The 17,070-nt window shown below is 70.2% G+C and carries 15 protein-coding genes; 5 read left to right on the forward strand and 10 right to left on the reverse strand.

Annotated features, from left to right (window positions below):
* Nucleotides 1–11: 11 nt before the first annotated feature.
* Nucleotides 12–1,088 carry a glycosyltransferase family 2 protein gene (locus tag U4012_RS27525; RefSeq protein WP_321802311.1) on the reverse strand — a complete coding sequence of 359 codons (1,077 nt, stop codon included), beginning with the start codon at nt 1,086–1,088 and terminating at the stop codon, nt 12–14.
* Nucleotides 1,089–1,377: 289 nt separating this feature from the next.
* On the opposite strand from U4012_RS27525, the gene U4012_RS27530 reads away from it, so the two are divergent.
* On the forward strand, nt 1,378–1,752 hold the full coding sequence (locus U4012_RS27530; protein WP_321802312.1) for a phage protein NinX family protein: 375 nt from the start codon (nt 1,378–1,380) through the stop codon (nt 1,750–1,752).
* A 30-nt stretch (nt 1,753–1,782) separates the two neighbouring features.
* Here U4012_RS27530 and U4012_RS27535 read toward each other — a convergent pair whose 3' ends face one another.
* Together U4012_RS27535 and U4012_RS27540 are read right to left on the reverse strand one after the other, a co-directional pair.
* The gene (locus U4012_RS27535; RefSeq protein WP_321802313.1) at nt 1,783–2,772 is read right to left on the reverse strand and encodes an ABC transporter substrate-binding protein; all 990 of its coding nucleotides are present in this window, start codon (nt 2,770–2,772) and stop codon (nt 1,783–1,785) included.
* A 131-nt stretch (nt 2,773–2,903) separates the two neighbouring features.
* Nucleotides 2,904–3,782 (reverse strand): LysR family transcriptional regulator, encoded by an 879-nt coding sequence (locus U4012_RS27540; RefSeq protein ID WP_321802314.1) that lies wholly within the window; start codon nt 3,780–3,782, stop codon nt 2,904–2,906.
* Nucleotides 3,783–3,882: 100 nt separating this feature from the next.
* On the opposite strand from U4012_RS27540, the gene U4012_RS27545 reads away from it, so the two are divergent.
* Entirely contained in the window at nt 3,883–5,451 is a 1,569-nt protein-coding gene (locus U4012_RS27545; RefSeq protein WP_321802315.1) for an MFS transporter, read from the forward strand.
* Between the two features lie 90 nt (nt 5,452–5,541).
* Here U4012_RS27545 and U4012_RS27550 read toward each other — a convergent pair whose 3' ends face one another.
* The 3 genes from U4012_RS27550 to U4012_RS27560 are packed head-to-tail and all read right to left on the reverse strand — an operon-like array spanning nt 5,542 to nt 9,028.
* A complete protein-coding gene (locus U4012_RS27550) occupies nt 5,542–6,720 on the reverse strand; it encodes a LysR family transcriptional regulator (protein WP_321802316.1) in 1,179 nt (392 codons plus the stop codon).
* A gap of 24 nt (nt 6,721–6,744) precedes the next feature.
* Nucleotides 6,745–7,473, reverse strand: coding sequence for an aspartate/glutamate racemase family protein (locus U4012_RS27555; RefSeq protein WP_124521136.1), 729 nt, complete (start codon nt 7,471–7,473; stop codon nt 6,745–6,747).
* 22 nt (nt 7,474–7,495) lie between these two features.
* Nucleotides 7,496–9,028 carry an NCS1 family nucleobase:cation symporter-1 gene (locus U4012_RS27560; RefSeq protein ID WP_135800980.1) on the reverse strand — a complete coding sequence of 511 codons (1,533 nt, stop codon included), beginning with the start codon at nt 9,026–9,028 and terminating at the stop codon, nt 7,496–7,498.
* Between the two features lie 256 nt (nt 9,029–9,284).
* Here U4012_RS27560 and U4012_RS27565 point away from each other — a divergent pair, with 256 nt between their 5' ends.
* Nucleotides 9,285–9,542: a hypothetical protein gene (locus U4012_RS27565; protein ID WP_321802317.1), complete on the forward strand. Its 258-nt coding sequence runs from the start codon at nt 9,285–9,287 to the stop codon at nt 9,540–9,542.
* Nucleotides 9,543–9,736: 194 nt separating this feature from the next.
* On the forward strand, nt 9,737–10,303 hold the full coding sequence (locus U4012_RS27570; RefSeq protein ID WP_044843885.1) for a DUF3005 domain-containing protein: 567 nt from the start codon (nt 9,737–9,739) through the stop codon (nt 10,301–10,303).
* A 60-nt stretch (nt 10,304–10,363) separates the two neighbouring features.
* On the opposite strand, the gene U4012_RS27575 is transcribed toward U4012_RS27570, so the two are convergent.
* On the reverse strand, nt 10,364–11,128 hold the full coding sequence (locus U4012_RS27575; RefSeq protein ID WP_044843886.1) for a DUF4397 domain-containing protein: 765 nt from the start codon (nt 11,126–11,128) through the stop codon (nt 10,364–10,366).
* 446 nt (nt 11,129–11,574) lie between these two features.
* Nucleotides 11,575–12,882: an MFS transporter gene (locus U4012_RS27580; RefSeq protein WP_321802318.1), complete on the reverse strand. Its 1,308-nt coding sequence runs from the start codon at nt 12,880–12,882 to the stop codon at nt 11,575–11,577.
* 537 nt (nt 12,883–13,419) lie between these two features.
* Here U4012_RS27580 and U4012_RS27585 point away from each other — a divergent pair.
* Nucleotides 13,420–13,866 (forward strand): MarR family winged helix-turn-helix transcriptional regulator, encoded by a 447-nt coding sequence (locus tag U4012_RS27585; protein WP_321802319.1) that lies wholly within the window; start codon nt 13,420–13,422, stop codon nt 13,864–13,866.
* A gap of 35 nt (nt 13,867–13,901) precedes the next feature.
* On the opposite strand, the gene U4012_RS27590 is transcribed toward U4012_RS27585, so the two are convergent.
* Together U4012_RS27590 and U4012_RS27595 are read right to left on the reverse strand one after the other, a co-directional pair.
* Nucleotides 13,902–16,184: a xanthine dehydrogenase family protein molybdopterin-binding subunit gene (locus U4012_RS27590; protein WP_321802320.1), complete on the reverse strand. Its 2,283-nt coding sequence runs from the start codon at nt 16,182–16,184 to the stop codon at nt 13,902–13,904.
* A 230-nt stretch (nt 16,185–16,414) separates the two neighbouring features.
* The gene (locus U4012_RS27595) at nt 16,415–17,062 is read right to left on the reverse strand and encodes an isochorismatase family protein (protein WP_321802321.1); all 648 of its coding nucleotides are present in this window, start codon (nt 17,060–17,062) and stop codon (nt 16,415–16,417) included.
* Nucleotides 17,063–17,070: the final 8 nt, after the last annotated feature.

Below are 17,070 nucleotides of genomic sequence, written 5' to 3' on the forward strand. Positions count from 1 at the left end.
GCGGTCCGGTTCTACTTGAACGACGCTTTGCGGGCGGCGACGCCGGCGACTGCCGGTATCGCTGCCCTGCGGCGGGCCGCGGGCGTGCGCTTCAGCGGAAACTGCAGCAGCTTCGATGCCGGCTGGGCGGCGGCATCGCGCTCGGCACGGTAGCGCCGCCTCACGAGATAGACGGGGCGCTGCTTGGACTCGTGATAGATCCGCCCGAGGTATTCGCCGATCACGCCGATACCGATCAGCTGGATGCCGCCGACGAACAGCACGACGGAAATCAGCGACGGGTAGCCGTGCACCGGATTGCCGTACAGCAGCGTGCGCACCACGATGAAGGCGCCATACGCGAGCGACAGCATCGCGAACGTGAGACCGACGTAGGTCCACACGCGCAGCGGCACGGTGCTGAAGCTCGTGATGCCCTCGAGCGCGAAGTTCCAGCGTCGCCATCCGGAGAACTTCGAGCGGCCGCCGCTGCGCGGCGCACGCGTGTATTCGACGATAGCGGTGCGAAAGCCGACCCACGCGAACAGCCCCTTCATGAACCGTCGCCGCTCCGGCAGCGCGCGCAGCGCTTCGACGACCTCGCGATCCATCAGGCGGAAATCGCCGACGTTTTCCGGCATTTCGACTTCGGACAGCGCGTTGTGCACGCGATAGTAGAGCGCCGCCGCCGCGCGCTGCAGGTACGGGTCGCACATCCGGTCGGTGCGTTTCGCGGCGACGACTTCGGCACCGGCGCGCCAGTGTTCGATCATCGCGGGAATCAGGGCGGGAGGGTCCTGCAGGTCGGCGTCGATCAGGATCACCGCGGCGCCGGCGGCCTCGTCCAGGCCCGCGGTGAGCGCGGCTTCCTTGCCGAAGCGGCGTGTGAGATCCACGACGTGTACGCGCGCGTCGCGGGCGGCGATCGCGAGCAGCCGGTCGAGCGTGCGATCGCGGCTGCCGTCGTTGATGCAGACGATCTCGAAGCGGACCCCGGCGACCGACTCGAGAACGGGCAGCGTTTCGGCAAAGAACGCGTCGATCGTGTCTTCTTCGTCATGAAACGGCACGACGAGCGATATCAGCGGTTTCCTGGCGTGCGTGGACATGCTGCGGTCTCCCGAGAGATCCGGCCTGCGCTGCACCGTATGGTTCCGGTTGTCGTCCGCCGAACGGGCCCGGCCCGGTTCGGCGTGAATGCGGTTCCGGGGTGCGTGTCCACCGCCGCCCGGACGATACGTGTTGCGTTCATTGTACGCAGGAATCGCCGATTCGTAACACGTATCGGCGGTTTCGCACGACGGGCGCGCTTGCCGGGCAACGCACCGGTCGCGGCGGGGCCGGCGCATCGCGCGCGGCAGCGCTAGGATGGCGTTTTCACGACCGCGGGAGGGCGCGATGCAGGCTCACGATCTGGTCGGTGCGCCGCTCGATTTCTGGGTGGCGATGGCCGAAGCACTCGGCGCGCCGCGCGTCGACGCCGCGGGATGCACGGTCCTGCGCGAACCGGGCGGCACGCCGGTGCCGTACGCGCCGTCGTCGTCGTGGGTAGACGGCGGGCCGCTCGTCGAGCGTTTGCCGTTCGGCGCGTTCGAGCGCGACGGCGGGCACGGTGCGTGGCGCGCGGTGCTGCATCGGGCAGTGCTGGCGGCCGGCGAGCGTTGCACGTTCAACCAGTCGGGCCCGACGCTGCTGCTCGCCGCGATGCGCACGCTGGTTGCGTCGACGTTCGGCGACGACGTGCCGGATCTCGACATGGCGAAGGCGCGTTGAACGCCCGCACAGGCGACGACGTGCAGCCGGTTACGCGGCCGGCAGGTTGCGCACCGCGATCGACGCGACGTCGACGCGCTTCGGCAGGATCGCGTCCGATGCCGCGCGATCGGCGACGCGCTGCAGCACGTCGATGTCCGCGTCGGTGACGCCGCGCTGCGCGAGCGCCGCCCGGCGCGCGATGTCGGCGGCCGCCTCGCGCGGCAGGCGCGTGAGCGACGCATAGACGGTCGCGTAATCGGCGGGATGCCCGAGCGCCCACTGGCCGGCTCGGGTGAGCCGCGCGAGCACGTCCGACAGCGCCGCGCGCTTCGCGCGATCGTCGAGCGTGTCGACCGGCGACGTGAGGAACGCGAGCCCGGAATTGATCCCGCTGCCGTCGCGCACGATGCGCGCACCGCGCCGGACCACGTTGCCGTAATACGGATCGAAGGTCGCCCAGATACCGATCTGCTTCGCCTCAAATGCGGCGAACGCGTCGACCGGCAGCACGAAGCGCACGTCGACGTCGCCGGGCGCGAGGCCGTGTTCGCGCAGCGCGCCGTAGAGCTGGTATTGCGAGATGCTGCCGCGCGCCGACGACACGACGACCGTGCGCCCCTTCAGGTCGGCGACGGTGCGCACCGGCGAATCGGGCTGCACGACGATGCCGAGCGACGTCGGCGAGCCGACGCGCGTGGCCACGATCCGCAGCGCCGGATCGCCGAGCGCGGCCGTCAACACCGGCAGGTCGCCGGCCGGTGCGAGGTCGATCGCACCCGCGCGCTGTGCTTCGAACAGCGGCGCGGCGCCCTGGAAATTCGCCCAGCGAAACCGGTACGGCACGCCGTCGAGCACGCGCGCGGCTTCGGCCAGCGCGCGCAGGCCGCCGGCCTGGTCGCCGAGCACCAGCGTCACGTCGGACAGGTCGGGGCCGGCCGCGCGGACGGGCCGTGCGGCGGCGCCGGCAAGCGGTGCGGCGGCCAGGGCGGCCACGCGCAGCAGTGCGCGGCGGCGGGCCAGGGCGGGGGGCGAAGTCATCGGCGGCAGGTCCTCGGTGATCCGCGCGAGAGGCCGCGCGGCTGCCGGGCAGATTACGGAATCGGTTTCGCGCCGGCAAACATCGAATCGCGAAATGCTTATTCGTGCGTCCGTTATCGGCGAGACAGGCGCTAGCCCGCGGCAGGGACGGCGCGCAGGAACGCGCGTACCGCGGGCGCCTTCTCGAAGCGCCGGTACGCGAGCGCGAGTTCGGACATGATCGGCTTGCCGGCGATCGGCCGGTACACGACGCCCGGCAACGACACGCAGCCGGCGAGCGCGTCCGGGATCACGGCAACCCAGCCGTTCACCGATACGCACGCGAGCACCGCGAGCAACCCGCCCGGCCGCGCGGCGATCACCGGCGCGAAGCGGCCGCGGCGCGCGACTTCGAGCGTGCCGCGCTCCTGTTCCGGCACGGCGAAGCGCGCGTCGGCGAGATCGGCGGCACGCACGGTGGTCATCGCCGCGTAACGCGAATCGGCCGGCACCGCCGCGACGAATACGTCGCGCTGCAGCGTGACGATCCGCAGCCCGCCCGGCAGCGGCAACGGCGGCCGCACGTACGCGAGGTCGAGCCGGCCCGCGTCGAGTTGTTTCGCGACGTCGTCCATCGGTACCTCGCGCAGGTTCAGCTCGATGCGCGGATGCGCGGCGCGGAACGCGCCGACCGTGCGCTGCAGCGTGCCCGAATAGACGGCCGACGACACGTAGCCGATCTCGATCCGGCCGAGTTCGCCGCGTTCGGCGAGCGTCGCGAGTTCGCGGCCGCGCTGCAGATGCTCGACCGCCGCGCTCGCCTCGGCGAGAAACGCAACGCCGGCCGCCGTCAGCGAAACCTCCCGGCGCGACCGCTGGAACAGCCGCACGCCGAGCAGCCGCTCGGCTTCCTGGATCTGCCGCGTGAGCGCGGGCGGCGCCATGTCGAGCGCGTCGGCCGCGCGCGCGAAATGCAGGTGCTGCGCGACGCTCAGGAACGCGCGCACGTGACGGAATTCGAGCGGATTCATGATTGCAATTTTCGTTAATGAAACTGCATCGGTATGTCAATGACAGGTAATACCGGGCAAGCCTAGCATACGGCTCGTTCCTCTCGTTCCGGAGCCGTCGATGTCCCAGTCTTCTCCCGCCCCGCGCGCAGGCGCGCCTGCCGCCGCGCGCACGGGCACCCGCCTGCCGGCCGCCGCGACGCTCGCGGTCGCGTCGGCGACATGCTCGCTGATCGTGCTCGACACGAACGTCGTCGCCGTGTCGCTGCCGAGCATCGCGCGCGGCTTCCATGCGAGCTTCGCCGACATCGAATGGGTCGTGAGCGCCTACATGACCGCGTTCGCCGCATGCCTGCTGCCGGCCGGCGGGCTGGCGGACCGCTTCGGGCGCAAACGCATGCTCGGCGCGGGGCTCGCGCTCTTTTCGCTCGCGTCGCTCGGGTGCGGGATCGCGCCGTCGGCCGGCTGGCTGATCGCCGCGCGCGCGGCAAAGGGCGGCGGGGCCGCGCTGTTGCTGACGGCCGCGCTCGCGGTGATCGCGAACCGCTTTCCGGACGGACGCGAACGGGCGCGTGCATGGGCGATCTGGGGGATGTGCATGGGGATCGCGACGGCCGTCGCGCCGCTGGTCGGCGGCGCGATCACGCAGTGGATCGGCTGGCGCTGGGTGTTCCTGCTGAACCTGCCGGTGTGCGCACTGCTCGCGGCCGGCGCGCGCGTCGCGATCGACGAGTCGCGCGATCCGCACGCGAAACGGGTGGATGCCGCCGGCAGCCTGCTGTTCGGCGCGGCGCTCGCCTGCGCGATCGCGGCGCTGATCGGCGCGCCGTCGCATGGCTGGCTGTCGACCGCGACGCTCGGCCGGTTCGCGCTGGCCGCCGCGCTGCTGGCCGCGTTCATCGGTGCGGAGCGCTGGCAGGCGCGGCCCATGATCGATCTGGCGTTGTTCCGCCAGCCGCGCTTCGTCGGCGCCGTGCTCGCGATGTTCGGCTATGCGGCGTGCGCGCAGGTGATGATGACGTTCCTGCCGCTGTACCTGCAGAACGCGTTCGGGATGTCCGCGATCGACGCGGGGCTCGGGATGCTGCCGTTCGCGTTCGCGATGATCGCAGGGCCCTCGCTCGGCGGCCTGCTCGCCGCGCGCGTATCGTCCGGCGGCGTGCTGGCGGGCGGGCTCGCACTGATCGGCGCGGGCAATCTCGCGACCGCGGCGCTGACGGCCGGCGGCGACTACCGGCTCGTCGCGCTCGGCATGTTCGTGACGGGCTGCGGCGCCGGCATCATGAACGGCGACACGCAGAAGGCGATCATGACGTGCGTGCCGCCGAGCCGTACCGGGATGGCGTCGGGCATCAGCACGACCACGCGCTTCTCGGCGATCGTGACGGCCGTCGGCGTGCTCGGCGCGGTGCTGGCCGCCAGCACGCACGCGCACCTCGACCGGCTGCTGTCTGTCGCACCGGGCGTGCGCGCATTCGTCGACGCGCCGTTCATGTCGAGCCTGCTGGCCGGCGATCTCGCGCAGGCGCTCGCGCACGTGCCGACGTCGGCCGCGCGCACGCTTGCCGATGCGGCACCCGCGGCCTTCGCGAGCGGATTCGCCGCGGCGCTGACGGTCAGCGGCGTGCTCGCGCTCGCTGTCGCCGTCGTTGCATACAAGTTGCTTGCGCAACCGATGCGCGACGCGTGATGCGTGCGGCGGGGGTTCATACCCCGCGCATTGCACGCGACGATACGGAGCCGCCGGGCTTGCGCGTTCAGCTTGTCGTCGGCGATCGATTCAGCGCGACTTCGTCGTGACGCGATGAACGCGCGCCGCGCGCGCGACACGCGTCCGTTGCGATGCACCGCAATGCGTCGCCTGCCGGCGGCGCGTGCGTCGGGTCGGTTCCGGCGGGGCGTCGGCGATCGGCACGTTCGCCCGCGCATCCGCATCCGCATCCGCATTCGCGGCAACCGCCGCGACGGCCGGCTGTGCGGCCTCCGCGTCGAGCCAGCCGCGCGTCGCCTCCGCGACCAGCCCGCGCAGCCAGCGCACACCGTCGACGCAGGCGCCCGACTCGTTCCACGTCATCCGGTACACGATCGCGGGCGGCTCGGCCGGCAGCGCCACTGCGCCGAGCGGCAGCAGCTTCGCGTAGTGGCGCGCGAGCCGGTACGTGGTGGTGAGGATCAGGTCGGAGCGCACGAGCGCATGCGCGGCGAGTTCGAAGTGCGGCAGCGTGACGACGATCCGCCGCTGCAGGCCGACGCGTTCGAGCTGCCGGTCGATCGCGCCGGACGCTTCGAGCCATGACGGTGTCGGGCACAGCTGCGCGGCTCGCGCGAACTCGGCGGCCGTCATCGCGCCGCGCCGTGCGAGCGGATGCGTGGCGCGCATCAGGCACACGACGCGATCGTCGAACAGGTCGTCCTGCCGGAACCGCGACAGGCGGGCAGGGCGGTTGTCGATCACGACGTCGAGCTCGCCGTCGGCGAGCGCGCGTTCGTCGTCGTAGCCGTCGCCGAGCGGATGGAACACGAGCTGCGCGTTCGGCGCGCGTTCGCGGAACAACGCGACGAGCTTCGGCACGAACAGCACGTTCAGGTAGTCGGGGCAACCGATCCGGTAGGTGCGCACCGACGTTCGCGCGTCGAAGGTCGGCTGCTGGATGCGGATGAAGTCGATCACGCGCAGCGCGTTGCGCAGCGGCTCGATCAGCCGCGTGCCGAACTCGGTCGGCACCATGCCGTAGCGGCTGCGCACCAGCAGCGGATCGCCGAGCAGCGTGCGCAGCCGCTTGAGCGCGGCGCTCGTCGCCGGCTGCGACATGTTCAGCCGCACGGCCGCGCGCGACACGGTGCGCTCGGTGAGCAGCACGAGCAGGATGCGCATCAGGCGCGCGTCCAGACCGTCGAGCGCAGCCCTTGCGTCGGACGCATCGAGGGACAGGTCGTTCGGCGCCGGTGCGTCCCGCATGTCGCTACGCGTTCCCGCGGCCCGTCATTTGACGAAGGTGCCCGGCCAGCCGACGATTCGCTTCGGGCGCGGCGGCGCATAGGTGCGGACCTTCGACGTCTTCAGCTTCAGGCGCACCAGCGATTCCGCGAGCGCGACCGCGGCCGACACGCCGTCGACGACGGGCACGCCCGTGCATTCCTCGATCTGCCGGTCGAGGCCGGCCATCCCGCCGCAGCCGAGGCAGATCACTTCCGCGCGATCGTCCTTCACCGCGCGCGCGGCCTGGTCGACGATCGACTCGATCGCGCGGGCCGGATTCTCCTCGAGCTCGAGCACCGCGAGACCGCTCGCGCGCACCGACGCGCAGCGCGCGTCGAGCCCGGCGAGCTTCAGGCGATCCTCGATCAGCGGCACCGTGCGGTCGAGCGTCGTGACGACCGAGTAGCGGTGGCCGAGCAGCATCGCGATGCTCGCGGCCGCTTCGGTGATGTCGACGACCGGCACCGTCAGCAGTTCCTGCAGCCCTTCGCGGCCGTGTTCGCCGTAGCCGGCCTGGATCACCGCGTCGTACGGCTCGTCGTAGCTCAACACGCGGTCCATCACGGCGATCGCCGCGAGGTAGCTCTCGAAGTTGCCCTCGACCGATTCCGCGCCGAAGCGCGGCGTCAGCCCGACGATCTCGGTGCCCGGCGACGCGGCGGCCCGCGCCTGCGCGGCGATGGCGTCGGTGATCGACGCGGTCGTGTTGACGTTGACTACCAGGATTCTCATCGGTGCACTCCGTATGCTGCGTTCAGTGTCGGGCGCAGGCGACCGCGATGGGCTCGCCCGAGCGCTCGTCGTATTGCCGTTTGCGATCGGCCGTCAGCCAGTACACGCTGCCCGCGATGGCCGCGCCGAGCAGCCAGGAGAACGGCGTCATCGCGCTGAAGGCCGGCACGACGGCGAGCGTGATCGAGATCAGCGCGGACGGCACGAGCGCCGCGAGCGCCTTGCGGTTCACGCCGCGCGTGTAGAAATACGCGCCGCTCGGCGCTTCGGTATAAAGGTCCGGCACGTTCACGCGCTGCTTGCGCACGAGCCAGTAGTCGACCGTGATGATGCCGTACAGCGGGCCGAGCAGCGCGCCGAGGCCGGACAGGAAGTAGACGATCACGATCGGGCTGTTGTACAGGTTCCACGGCAGGATCAGCACCGCGACCGTCGCGCTGATCAGGCCCGCGCGGCGGAACGTCAGGCGGTGCGGCGCGAGGCTCGTCAGCACGAAGGCCGGCGCGACGAAGTTCGCCATGATGTTCACCGCGACCGTCACGATCAGGAATGCGAGGCAACCGAGCACGAGGAACAGCTTGTTCGGCACCGTCGCGATGATTTCCGTCGGGCTGTGGATGATCTGGCCGTTCAGCTTGAACTGCGCGCCCGCGAGCACGAAGCTGATCGTCGCGAACACCAGGATGTTCACCGGCAGGCCCCAGAAGTTGCCGACCCGCACCGTCTTCGCGCTCGGCGACGCGCGCGCGAAATCGCAGAAATTGAGCACCAGCGTGCCGTAGATTGCAAGCCACAGCGCGCCGCCCGCGAACACTTCGGTCCACATCTTCAGGCCGGTCATCGGCTTGCCGATCGACATCGCGAGATGGCCGCCGGTGCGGCTGAACATCCACGCGGCGAGCGACAGCGTCGTGACGAGGATGATCGGGCCGGCGAGCCCTTCGTACTTGCGGACCATCTCCATCCCGTAGGTGAGGATGCCGATCTGCACCAGCCAGATCGCGACGAACGTGACCCAGCCGAGCGTCGACAGCCCGCAGATCGCGTTCTGGTCGAACGCGGCGAGGCCCGGCCAGATCGCGGTGAGCAGCACGCGCAGCACGACCGACGCGAGATAGGTCTGGATTCCGAACCATGCGATCGCGATCACCGCGCGGATCATCGCGGGCAACAGCGCGCCGTAGATGCCGAAGCTCATCCGGCTGATCACCGGGAACGGCACGCCGGTCTTCTGGCCCATGTAGCCGGTGAGGTTCATGAAGCCGTACACCAGCACCGCGCCGATCGCGAGCGATGCGAGCATCTGCCAGCCCGACAGGCCGAGCGCGAACAGCCCGATCGCGAACGAGTAGTTCGCGATGTTGTGCACGTCGTTGGTCCACAGCGCGAAGATGCTGTAGCGGCCCCAGGTGCGGCCCTCCGCCTTGGTCGGCGCGAGGTCGGGGTTGTGCAGCCGGGGGCTCAGCGCGGGGTCGCGCGCGGCGGTACCGGTTCGATGCAATGCGTCGTCCGCGCCGAGCACGATGCCCGCGCGGTGGGTGGCTTCCAGTTGCACGCGTTGTCTCCTTCCATGTGCGGGGCGCGAACCGGCAGCGTGTGCACGCAGCGCCGGCCCGGCCGCCGTGGACGTGATGTCTCGGATTTGTTCGCGAGTATGGGTGGCCGTCGCGGCGATGGGAAATTAAATATTCGGCTGGGGGGCATTTGAAAAATGAATGGGGCCGGGTCGCCGGCGGTGGCAATGGAGGCGATGGACGGCACGCGCATTGCTCGCCACAGGTCTCCATCCAGTCGACATCAGCGGAGGTGTCATGCAGCGATATTCCATTCGTCACGTATCGCGGGTCGTCTTCGCCGGCATCCTGATTGCCGGCCTGGCGGTGGGTGCGGGTTGCCAGAAGAAGAGCGAGAGCGATACCACTACCGGCGGGGGCTCAACCGGCTCCACCAGCAGCATGGCGCCGGCGCCGTCCACCGCGCCGTCGGGCATGCCGGGCAGCGGCACGGCCGGCGGCCCGGCGAGCATGCCCGGCGCCGCTTCCGCGCCCGCGGGAGCAAGCGGCGGCTGACGGTCGGGCGCGGGCGGCATGCGCGGGCCCGTCGCCCGCGTGCCGCCGGGACGGCTGTCGGCGCGGCACGCGTGTCACAGGGCACGCGTGGGCGGCGCCGTGCGCGTGAAAGATTTGCAACGACCGTTGTAGCGATTCCCGGACCGGCGCCGGCTGCATCCCGCCGGCGCACGCCGTCCGGAACAGGAGGTGCGATGCACAACGCGGAATCGAACCCAACCCCGAAACAGCAGCGCGAACAGATCGCGAAGAGCCCGGTGCAGACGCCGGCGGCCGGCGACATGCCCGATGCGGCGACCCAGGCCGCCGAGGTCGCCGAAGCCGCCGAGGTCACGAAGCGGGCGCTGACCCCTGAGGCCGTCGCGGCGAAGACGCCGACCGGCCTGCCGCCGATCGATGTCGGCGCGCATGCGGTCGACAGCGGCGATCCGGTGCGTCGCGCCAGCGGCAGGATCGTCACGCTCGACAACGCGAACATGGCGATGACCGACAACACGGTCGACGTCGACGGCAAGGGCATGGAGGCGCGCAGCGGCGCGACCGAGTGGCACGACAACGTGATCTATTCGAATGCGTCGCTCGACGACGCGGTCGAGACGCCCGACGAAGGGCTCGGCGGCATCGACAGCCGGCCGGGCGGCAACGTGCCGCAGATTGCGACGCGGCCGGGCTGGCGCGTCCGGCATGTCGGCGATGTCGATGTCGAGCACGGCGACGGTACGCGGGTCGAGCACGTGATCCGTCTCGAGCGGACCGACTGACGACGTAGCGAGGGCTGCCGGGCGGACCGCCGGCCGGCGGTCCGCCGAAGCCGTTATCCGTTATTGCGGGCCGAGTTCCTGTGCGGACGTGTCCGCATCGTTGCCCTGCGCGACGAGCACGTGAATGTCGTTCGGCGTCACGTCGCCGATGCCGCCCGCCGGAATCGTCACCAGCAGCCAGTCGGCGTTGTTGTTGATCGCGACCGGCGCGGTCTTCAGGATCGGCGCCTTGCTGCCGGCCGTCGTGACGATCACCTGGTAGGTTCCGCCATTCAGGTAGATGGAATCCTGCGTGGATGCCGGCACGGCGTTCTGATACGCGGCGCCCGCCAGCGTCGGGCTTTGCGTGTTGATGTCGGTGCCCGGCGGCACGACGTACACGTCGACGTTCTGCGTGTTCGGCGACGCGTTGAAGCTGCGCACGCGCGCCTTGTCGGACAGCAGCTTCTTGTCGAACGGATCGTCGATCAGCGAAATCGCCGACGAGGTGCTCGGCAACGCGATGGTCGTGTAGTGGTGACCGTTCGCCGCGCCGAACGACTGCGACGCGACGGTCGTGGTCGTTCCCGATACGTCGTAACTGGCGGTCTGCGTGCCCGAATCGATGTCGTGATAACGGGTCACGCCCTTGTACGCGACACCCGACGCATCGAGCTTCGCGTTCAGGTAGTAGTCGAGATTCGGGCCGGCCGGCACCGCGTTGATGAAGCGCGCCTGCGGCTTCGAGATGCCGAGCACGGTGCCGACGTCGTTGCTGTCTCCGCCGCACGCCGTGAGTACGGAAATGACCGAGCACAGGGCCACTATCGTTCGTATGGATTTCATGTCGTCCTCTCGTTCAGGGGGAACCCTGCTTGCGATGCGGAATCGCCGCGCGAGGACTCGCGCGGTGTGCAGCGCCGGGTTGAAGGAAGGATTGCCGTCCGCCCCGGGGGGGGCGGGCGCGTTGATATCGCAAACGACGTGCCTGCACGGCAGCACATGCGCACGCGCCGGTGTGGCGGGATGCGGCGCGAGGAGGTGCGGCATGCCGTGCGCGAACACGCGCGCGAGGTGACGTGTTTGTAAAAAGGCAGTGCGGCACGTCGAGAGGCGACCTGTGCGCGAGTGCGGCGCCCAGGAAAGCTGTTCAAGCCGTCAGCCGGGGGCGCTGTGACGAATGCGGAAGGGCGAGAGGGGGCATGCGCGCATATCGTTGGGCACGCATCGATACGCGGAGAGTCGTGCGAATCGCGCGCGACGACCTCGGGTCGCCGCGCGCATGGAGCGCATCAGCGGTTCACGAGCTTCGCAGGATACGCGAGCGCGAGCGCGCATCCGACCAGCATGCATGCGGCGAAGCCGTACAGCCCCGCGCTTTGCGAATGGAACGTGTCGCGCAGCCAGCCGATGAAGTAGGTGCTGCCGAAGCCGCCGAGGTTCGCGATCGAGCACGCGAACGCGATCCCGCCGGCGGCGGCCGAGCCCTTCAGGAACGTGGACGGCAGCGCCCAGACGACCGGCATCGCGGCGGCCGCGCCCGCGTTGATCAGCGAGAACAGCAGCACGGTCGCGAGCGTGCCGTGCGACGACGCGGCGGCGAATGCGAGCGCGACGGCCGACACCAGGAACGGCACGACGATATGCCAGCGGCGCTCGCGCGCGCGGTCGGAGCTCGCGCCGCAATACAGCGTCGCGAGCACGGCCGCGGCATTCGGGATCACCATCAGCCAGCCGATGTGATACGCGTCCTTCACGCCGGTGTCGCGCAGGATCGTCGGCAGCCAGAAGCTCACCGCGTACAGCCCGAGCAGCACGCACAGGTCGATGAGGCCGAGTGCCCACACCTTCGGATCGGAGAACGCGCGGCCGAGCGCGTGGCTCTTGTTGCCGGACGGATCGGCATCGAGGTTCGCGCGCAGCGTGCGCTGCTCGTCCGCGTTCAGCCAGCGCGCGGTCTCGATGCTGTTGGGCAGCCAGCGCAGCACCGCGAAGCCGAGCAGCACCGACGGCAATGCCTCGAGCAGGAACAGCCACTGCCAGCCGCCGAGCCCGTGCACGCCGTCGAACGCACGCATGATCCAGCCGGAGATCGGGCTGCCGATCATGCTCGACAGCGGCAGCCCGACCATGAACAGCGCGACGATCCGTGCGCGGCGCGCATCGGGATACCACTGGGTCAGGTACAGCAGCACGCCGGGCAGGAAGCCGGCTTCGGCGGCGCCGAGCAGGAAGCGCACGACGTAGAACTGCATCGGCGTATGCACGAACATCGTCGCGCCCGACAGCAGGCCCCACGTGATCATGATCCGTGCGATCCACAGCTTCGCGCCGACGCGCTGCAGCACCAGATTGCTCGGGACTTCGAACAGGATGTAGCCGGCGAAGAACAGGCCGGCGCCGAGCCCGTACACGGTGTCGCTGAACTTCAGCGCGTCGAGCATCTGCAGCTTCGCGAGCCCGATGTTGATGCGGTCGAGATAGGCCGCGAAATAGCACAGGCAGAACAGCGTGATCAGGCGCAGCGTGACCTTGCGGTAGAGCGCGCCGTGCAGCGTGTCGTCGGCGGAGACGGCGGCGCTCGGGTGTGCGGTAGACATGGGATTGCCCCTGTTCGAATGTGACGGATGAAGTGGGTGGCCGTTCGACGCGAGCGAAGGTTCGCCGCGCGCTGGAGTCTGTATAGCACGCCAATTACATAGCGTACACACTAGAAAATACGGAATCGCGCAGGCATGGAAATGAACGCCTCGGGATAGATCGATAAGCCGGATAAGCCCCAAATTTTTCGGGGATTTATACGGGAATATGCACATACCAGCATGGTTTTTGCCCGGCCTATGGTATGCACGAAATTCGTGCGTATACGCTCAAAAGTGGAGTGTGTGCACGCCAGTGCTTCGGCGTTCGGAGCGCGCGCGTCCGGCAGCCCCGCCGGATCGCGCGAGCCGCGGGCGTTGCAGCGGCGATGTCCGCGAGCAGGCCGACATAGTCGGGCGCTTGTCGGGCGCGACGCGGGTAGGGCGCGAAGAACCCTGACGCACCGCAACGAAGCAGCGGCCGCGTGACCGGATGCACCGATTTGAGGGTGTACACTGCTTGCCTTTCCCATTCATGCCGCGCGAGCCTTCATCTTCATGGCGTCTTCCAAGGATTCCTACGACTTTCACGACCAGGTCGGGCACCTGCTGCGCCGTGCCTATCAGCGGCACGTTGCGATCTTCCAGGAAGCGATCCCCGATTCGGACCTGACGGCCGCGCAGTTCGTCGCGCTGTGCGCGGTCAAGGAAAAGCAGGCGTGTTCGCTGAACGACATCGTGAAGGCGACCGCGATCGACCAGGCGACCATTCGCGGCGTCGTCGAGCGCTTGAAGACGCGCGCGCTGGTCGAGGTGCTGCCCGACCCGAACGACGGCCGCAAGCTGATCGTGCGCGCGACCGCGGCGGGCCTCGCGCTGATCGACCGCACGGTGCCGTTCGCGCGGCAGGTGACCGAGCGCACGTACGGGTCGCTCAATCCGGGCGAACGCGTCGCATTGCAGTACCTGCTGCGCAAGATGATGGAGGCCGACGGCGACGCGTGACGCGCGGCGCCGTCGGCCCTCGATGCAAACCGGCCTCATGCGGCGCTTGCCGCGACACTCGCTTCGGTAGGCGGAAGCCGGCCAGCCTCGCGCAGCGCGGCGCGCACCGTCTCGGGCGTGAACGGCGGCGCGTAGAAGCGCACGCCGGTCGCATCGAACAGCGCATTCGCGACGGCGGCGGGCCCCGGCACCGACGCCGATTCGCCCGCGCCGAGCGGCGGTTCGCCTTGCCGCGGCATCAGCACCACGTCGACGTCCGGCACTTCGTCGAACGTCAGGATCGGATAACTCGCCCATTCGCGCGACGCGACCTTGCCGTCGGCAAACCGCACGCGCTCCTTCAGCGTGCGGCTCAGTACCTGGATCACGTTGCCGTGGATCTGGTGGCGCACGCCGTCGGGGTTGATCATCGTGCCGGTGTCCTGGCCGACCGTCACGCGTTCGATGCGGATCTCGCCCGATACGCGATCGACGCTCAGGTCGACGATCCATGCGGACCAGGCCGCGCCGAAACCGGGGAAGCGGCTGTGGACGTAGCGTGCGTATGCGATACCGCGTCCGCGGACGACGCGCGCTGTTTGCGCTTCATTGCTGCGGTCCGCGTGCCGCGGCGTCCAGCCCGCGCGATCGGCGACGGCCTGCAGCAGTTCGGTCGCGCGCGTGTCCTTGAGATGGCGCAGCCGGAACGCGAGCGGATCGATGCCGGCCAGCGCCGCGCATTCGTCGACGAACGCGTCGTGCGCGAACGAGTTCGGCAATGCCGACACGCCGCGCAGCCACGAGGCGCGCACGAGCGGCGCGAGATCCTCGCAGACGAAGCGGCGGTTCGGGCTTTCATACGGCGACACGGCGGTGCGGTCGCCCATTTCGAACACGCGCGGTTCGGGCGCGATCGCGCCGGTCAGGAGCGTCGCGAGCAGCGGCGCGTCGTTCGACGGATAGCGCGTCGTGAAGTCGTAGCCGAGCAGGCGGCCGTCGCGCGTCACGGTGCCCGTCACCTGCATCAGCTGCCCGGCGCCCTTCGGTTCCCACAGATGCTCGTCCGCGCGCGACAGCTGCACGCGCACCGGGCGGCCGACCGCGCGCGACAGCAGCAGCGCGTCGCCGCAGACGTCGTCCGCGCCGTTGCGGCCGTAGCAGCCGGCCGCTTCCATCCGCACGATGTCGATATCGGCTTCGTCGCGCGCCACGAGCGTCGCGAGGTCGTAGCGCAGCGATACGGGGTTCTGGGTGCCGGACCATACGGTGATCCGGCCGTCGCCGGGTGCGCGATAGTCGGCGAGCGCGCACGACGGGCCGATCGAGCCGTGCATCTGGAACGGCCACGCATAGGTGCGCGACAGCGTGATCGTGCCGGGTTGCGCGCGTGCCGCGTCGACGTCGCCTTCGTCGAGCAGCAACCGGCGTTGCGCGGGCGCGGCGGCGATCGCGGCCGCGGGCGTGTCGAGCGGCGGCAGCGCGGGATGTGGGCGCCACGTGACGCGCAACTGACGTGCCGCGCGGATCGCGTGTTCCTCGCGCTCGGCGACGACGCCGACGAAGTCGCCGAGCGCGACGACCGCCACGAGCCCGGGCACGTCGGCGACCGACGCGCGATCGACGTCGACCAGCGACGTGCCGACGAACGCGCCGCTGTCGTGGCCCGCATACGGCGGCCGCACGACGCGGCCGTGCAGCATGCCCGGCACGCGCATGTCGTGCACGAACGTGAGCTGGCCGGTGGCCTTCGCGGGCAGGTCGACGCGCGGCGACGACCGGCCGACGATCCGGTAGCGGGCGGGATCCTTCGTGCGGGCGTTCAGGTCGAGCGTGAGCGCGATGCGGCGCGCCGCGACGAGCGCGGCGAACGTTGCGGTGTGCCCGCCGGCGGGCGCTGCGATCGTGCCGTCGTCGATGCTCAGTTGCGCGGGGTCGACACCGAAGCGCTCGGCGGCCAGCGCCAGCAGCGCGTGGCGTGCCTGCGCGGCCGCGCAGCGCAGCGGCGTCGCGGAAATCTGGATCGTCGCGCTCGCGATGGTCGGACCCTGGTTCGGCGTCGCGGCCGTGTCGCCGAGCACCATCGTCACGCGCGCGGCCGGCACGTCGAGCTCCTCCGCCACGATCTGCGCGAGCGACGTGCGGATGCCGGTGCCGAGGTCGACGTGGCCGTTGAACGCGAGGATGCGTCCGTCGTCGAGGATCGCGACGAACACCTCGGGCAGCGCCGGCACGTACGACGACAGGCTGCCCGGCTGGCCGGGCGCCGGCTTGGGCGGCGGCGCGGGCCGCCGGATCACGGTCAGGCAGCCGTCGCGCGCAAGCAGTTCGGAGCGGTTCACGGTTCAGGTGTCCTGTCGGGGAGGGCGCGACCGGCGGCCGGTCGCGGCGCCTGCGCCTGCGCCTGCGGCGCTGCTGCCGCGTGCCGCGCACGGGGCGACGGCCCGGGCGTGCGCGATGGCGCACGCGGTCAATCTAGGTCGCCAAAAGCGCAGCGTCAATCGCGCGCCGGCGCGGGCACGGCTGCCGTTCGTCCCACCCGTGCCGCACCGCCCGCGATCGGCGCGGCGGCTCAGCGCGCGTGCATGGCATCGATCGCCGCGATCGCATCGTCGAGCGGCATCACGGCCGCGTATTTCTGCTGCATGTCGAACAGGTTCGCGTCGTGCGGCGCGATCGCGCGATCGCCGACGCAATCGGCGAGCACGAGCGGGCGGAACCCGTGCGACATCGCGTCGACCACGCTCGCGCGCACGCAGCCGCTCGTCACCGCACCCGCGACGAGCAGCGTCTGCACCGCGCGCTGCGCGAGCCACGGCGCGAGCTGCGTGCCGAAGAACGCCGACGGCACGGTCTTGCGCACGACGAGTTCGCCGGCGGCGGGCGTGAGTTCGGGCACGATCGCGCTGTTCGGATGGTGCTCGGTCAGCGTCGCCATGCCGGGCACCTTCAGCGAGAACACGTTGTCGTCGCTGCCGTCGTCCGCGTACACGATGCGGCTGTGCGCGACCGGCCAGCCGCGTGCGCGCGCGAGCGCGAGCGCCCGCGTCGTGCGCGCGATCGCCGGCGCGATGTTGCCGCCGCCGAACGTCGCGGGATCGGCGAAGCCGACCACGAAGTCGACGATCAGCAGTCCGATGTTGCCGTGCGGCGGCAGCGGCGTGCCGAAACCCTGCTGGCGGTAGACGTTTTCTTCGGCGTGGCGGGAAAGATCGGTCATGGTGTCGG

The organism is Burkholderia sp. BCC1988, from assembly GCF_905339895.1.
Taxonomy (GTDB): domain Bacteria; phylum Pseudomonadota; class Gammaproteobacteria; order Burkholderiales; family Burkholderiaceae; genus Burkholderia.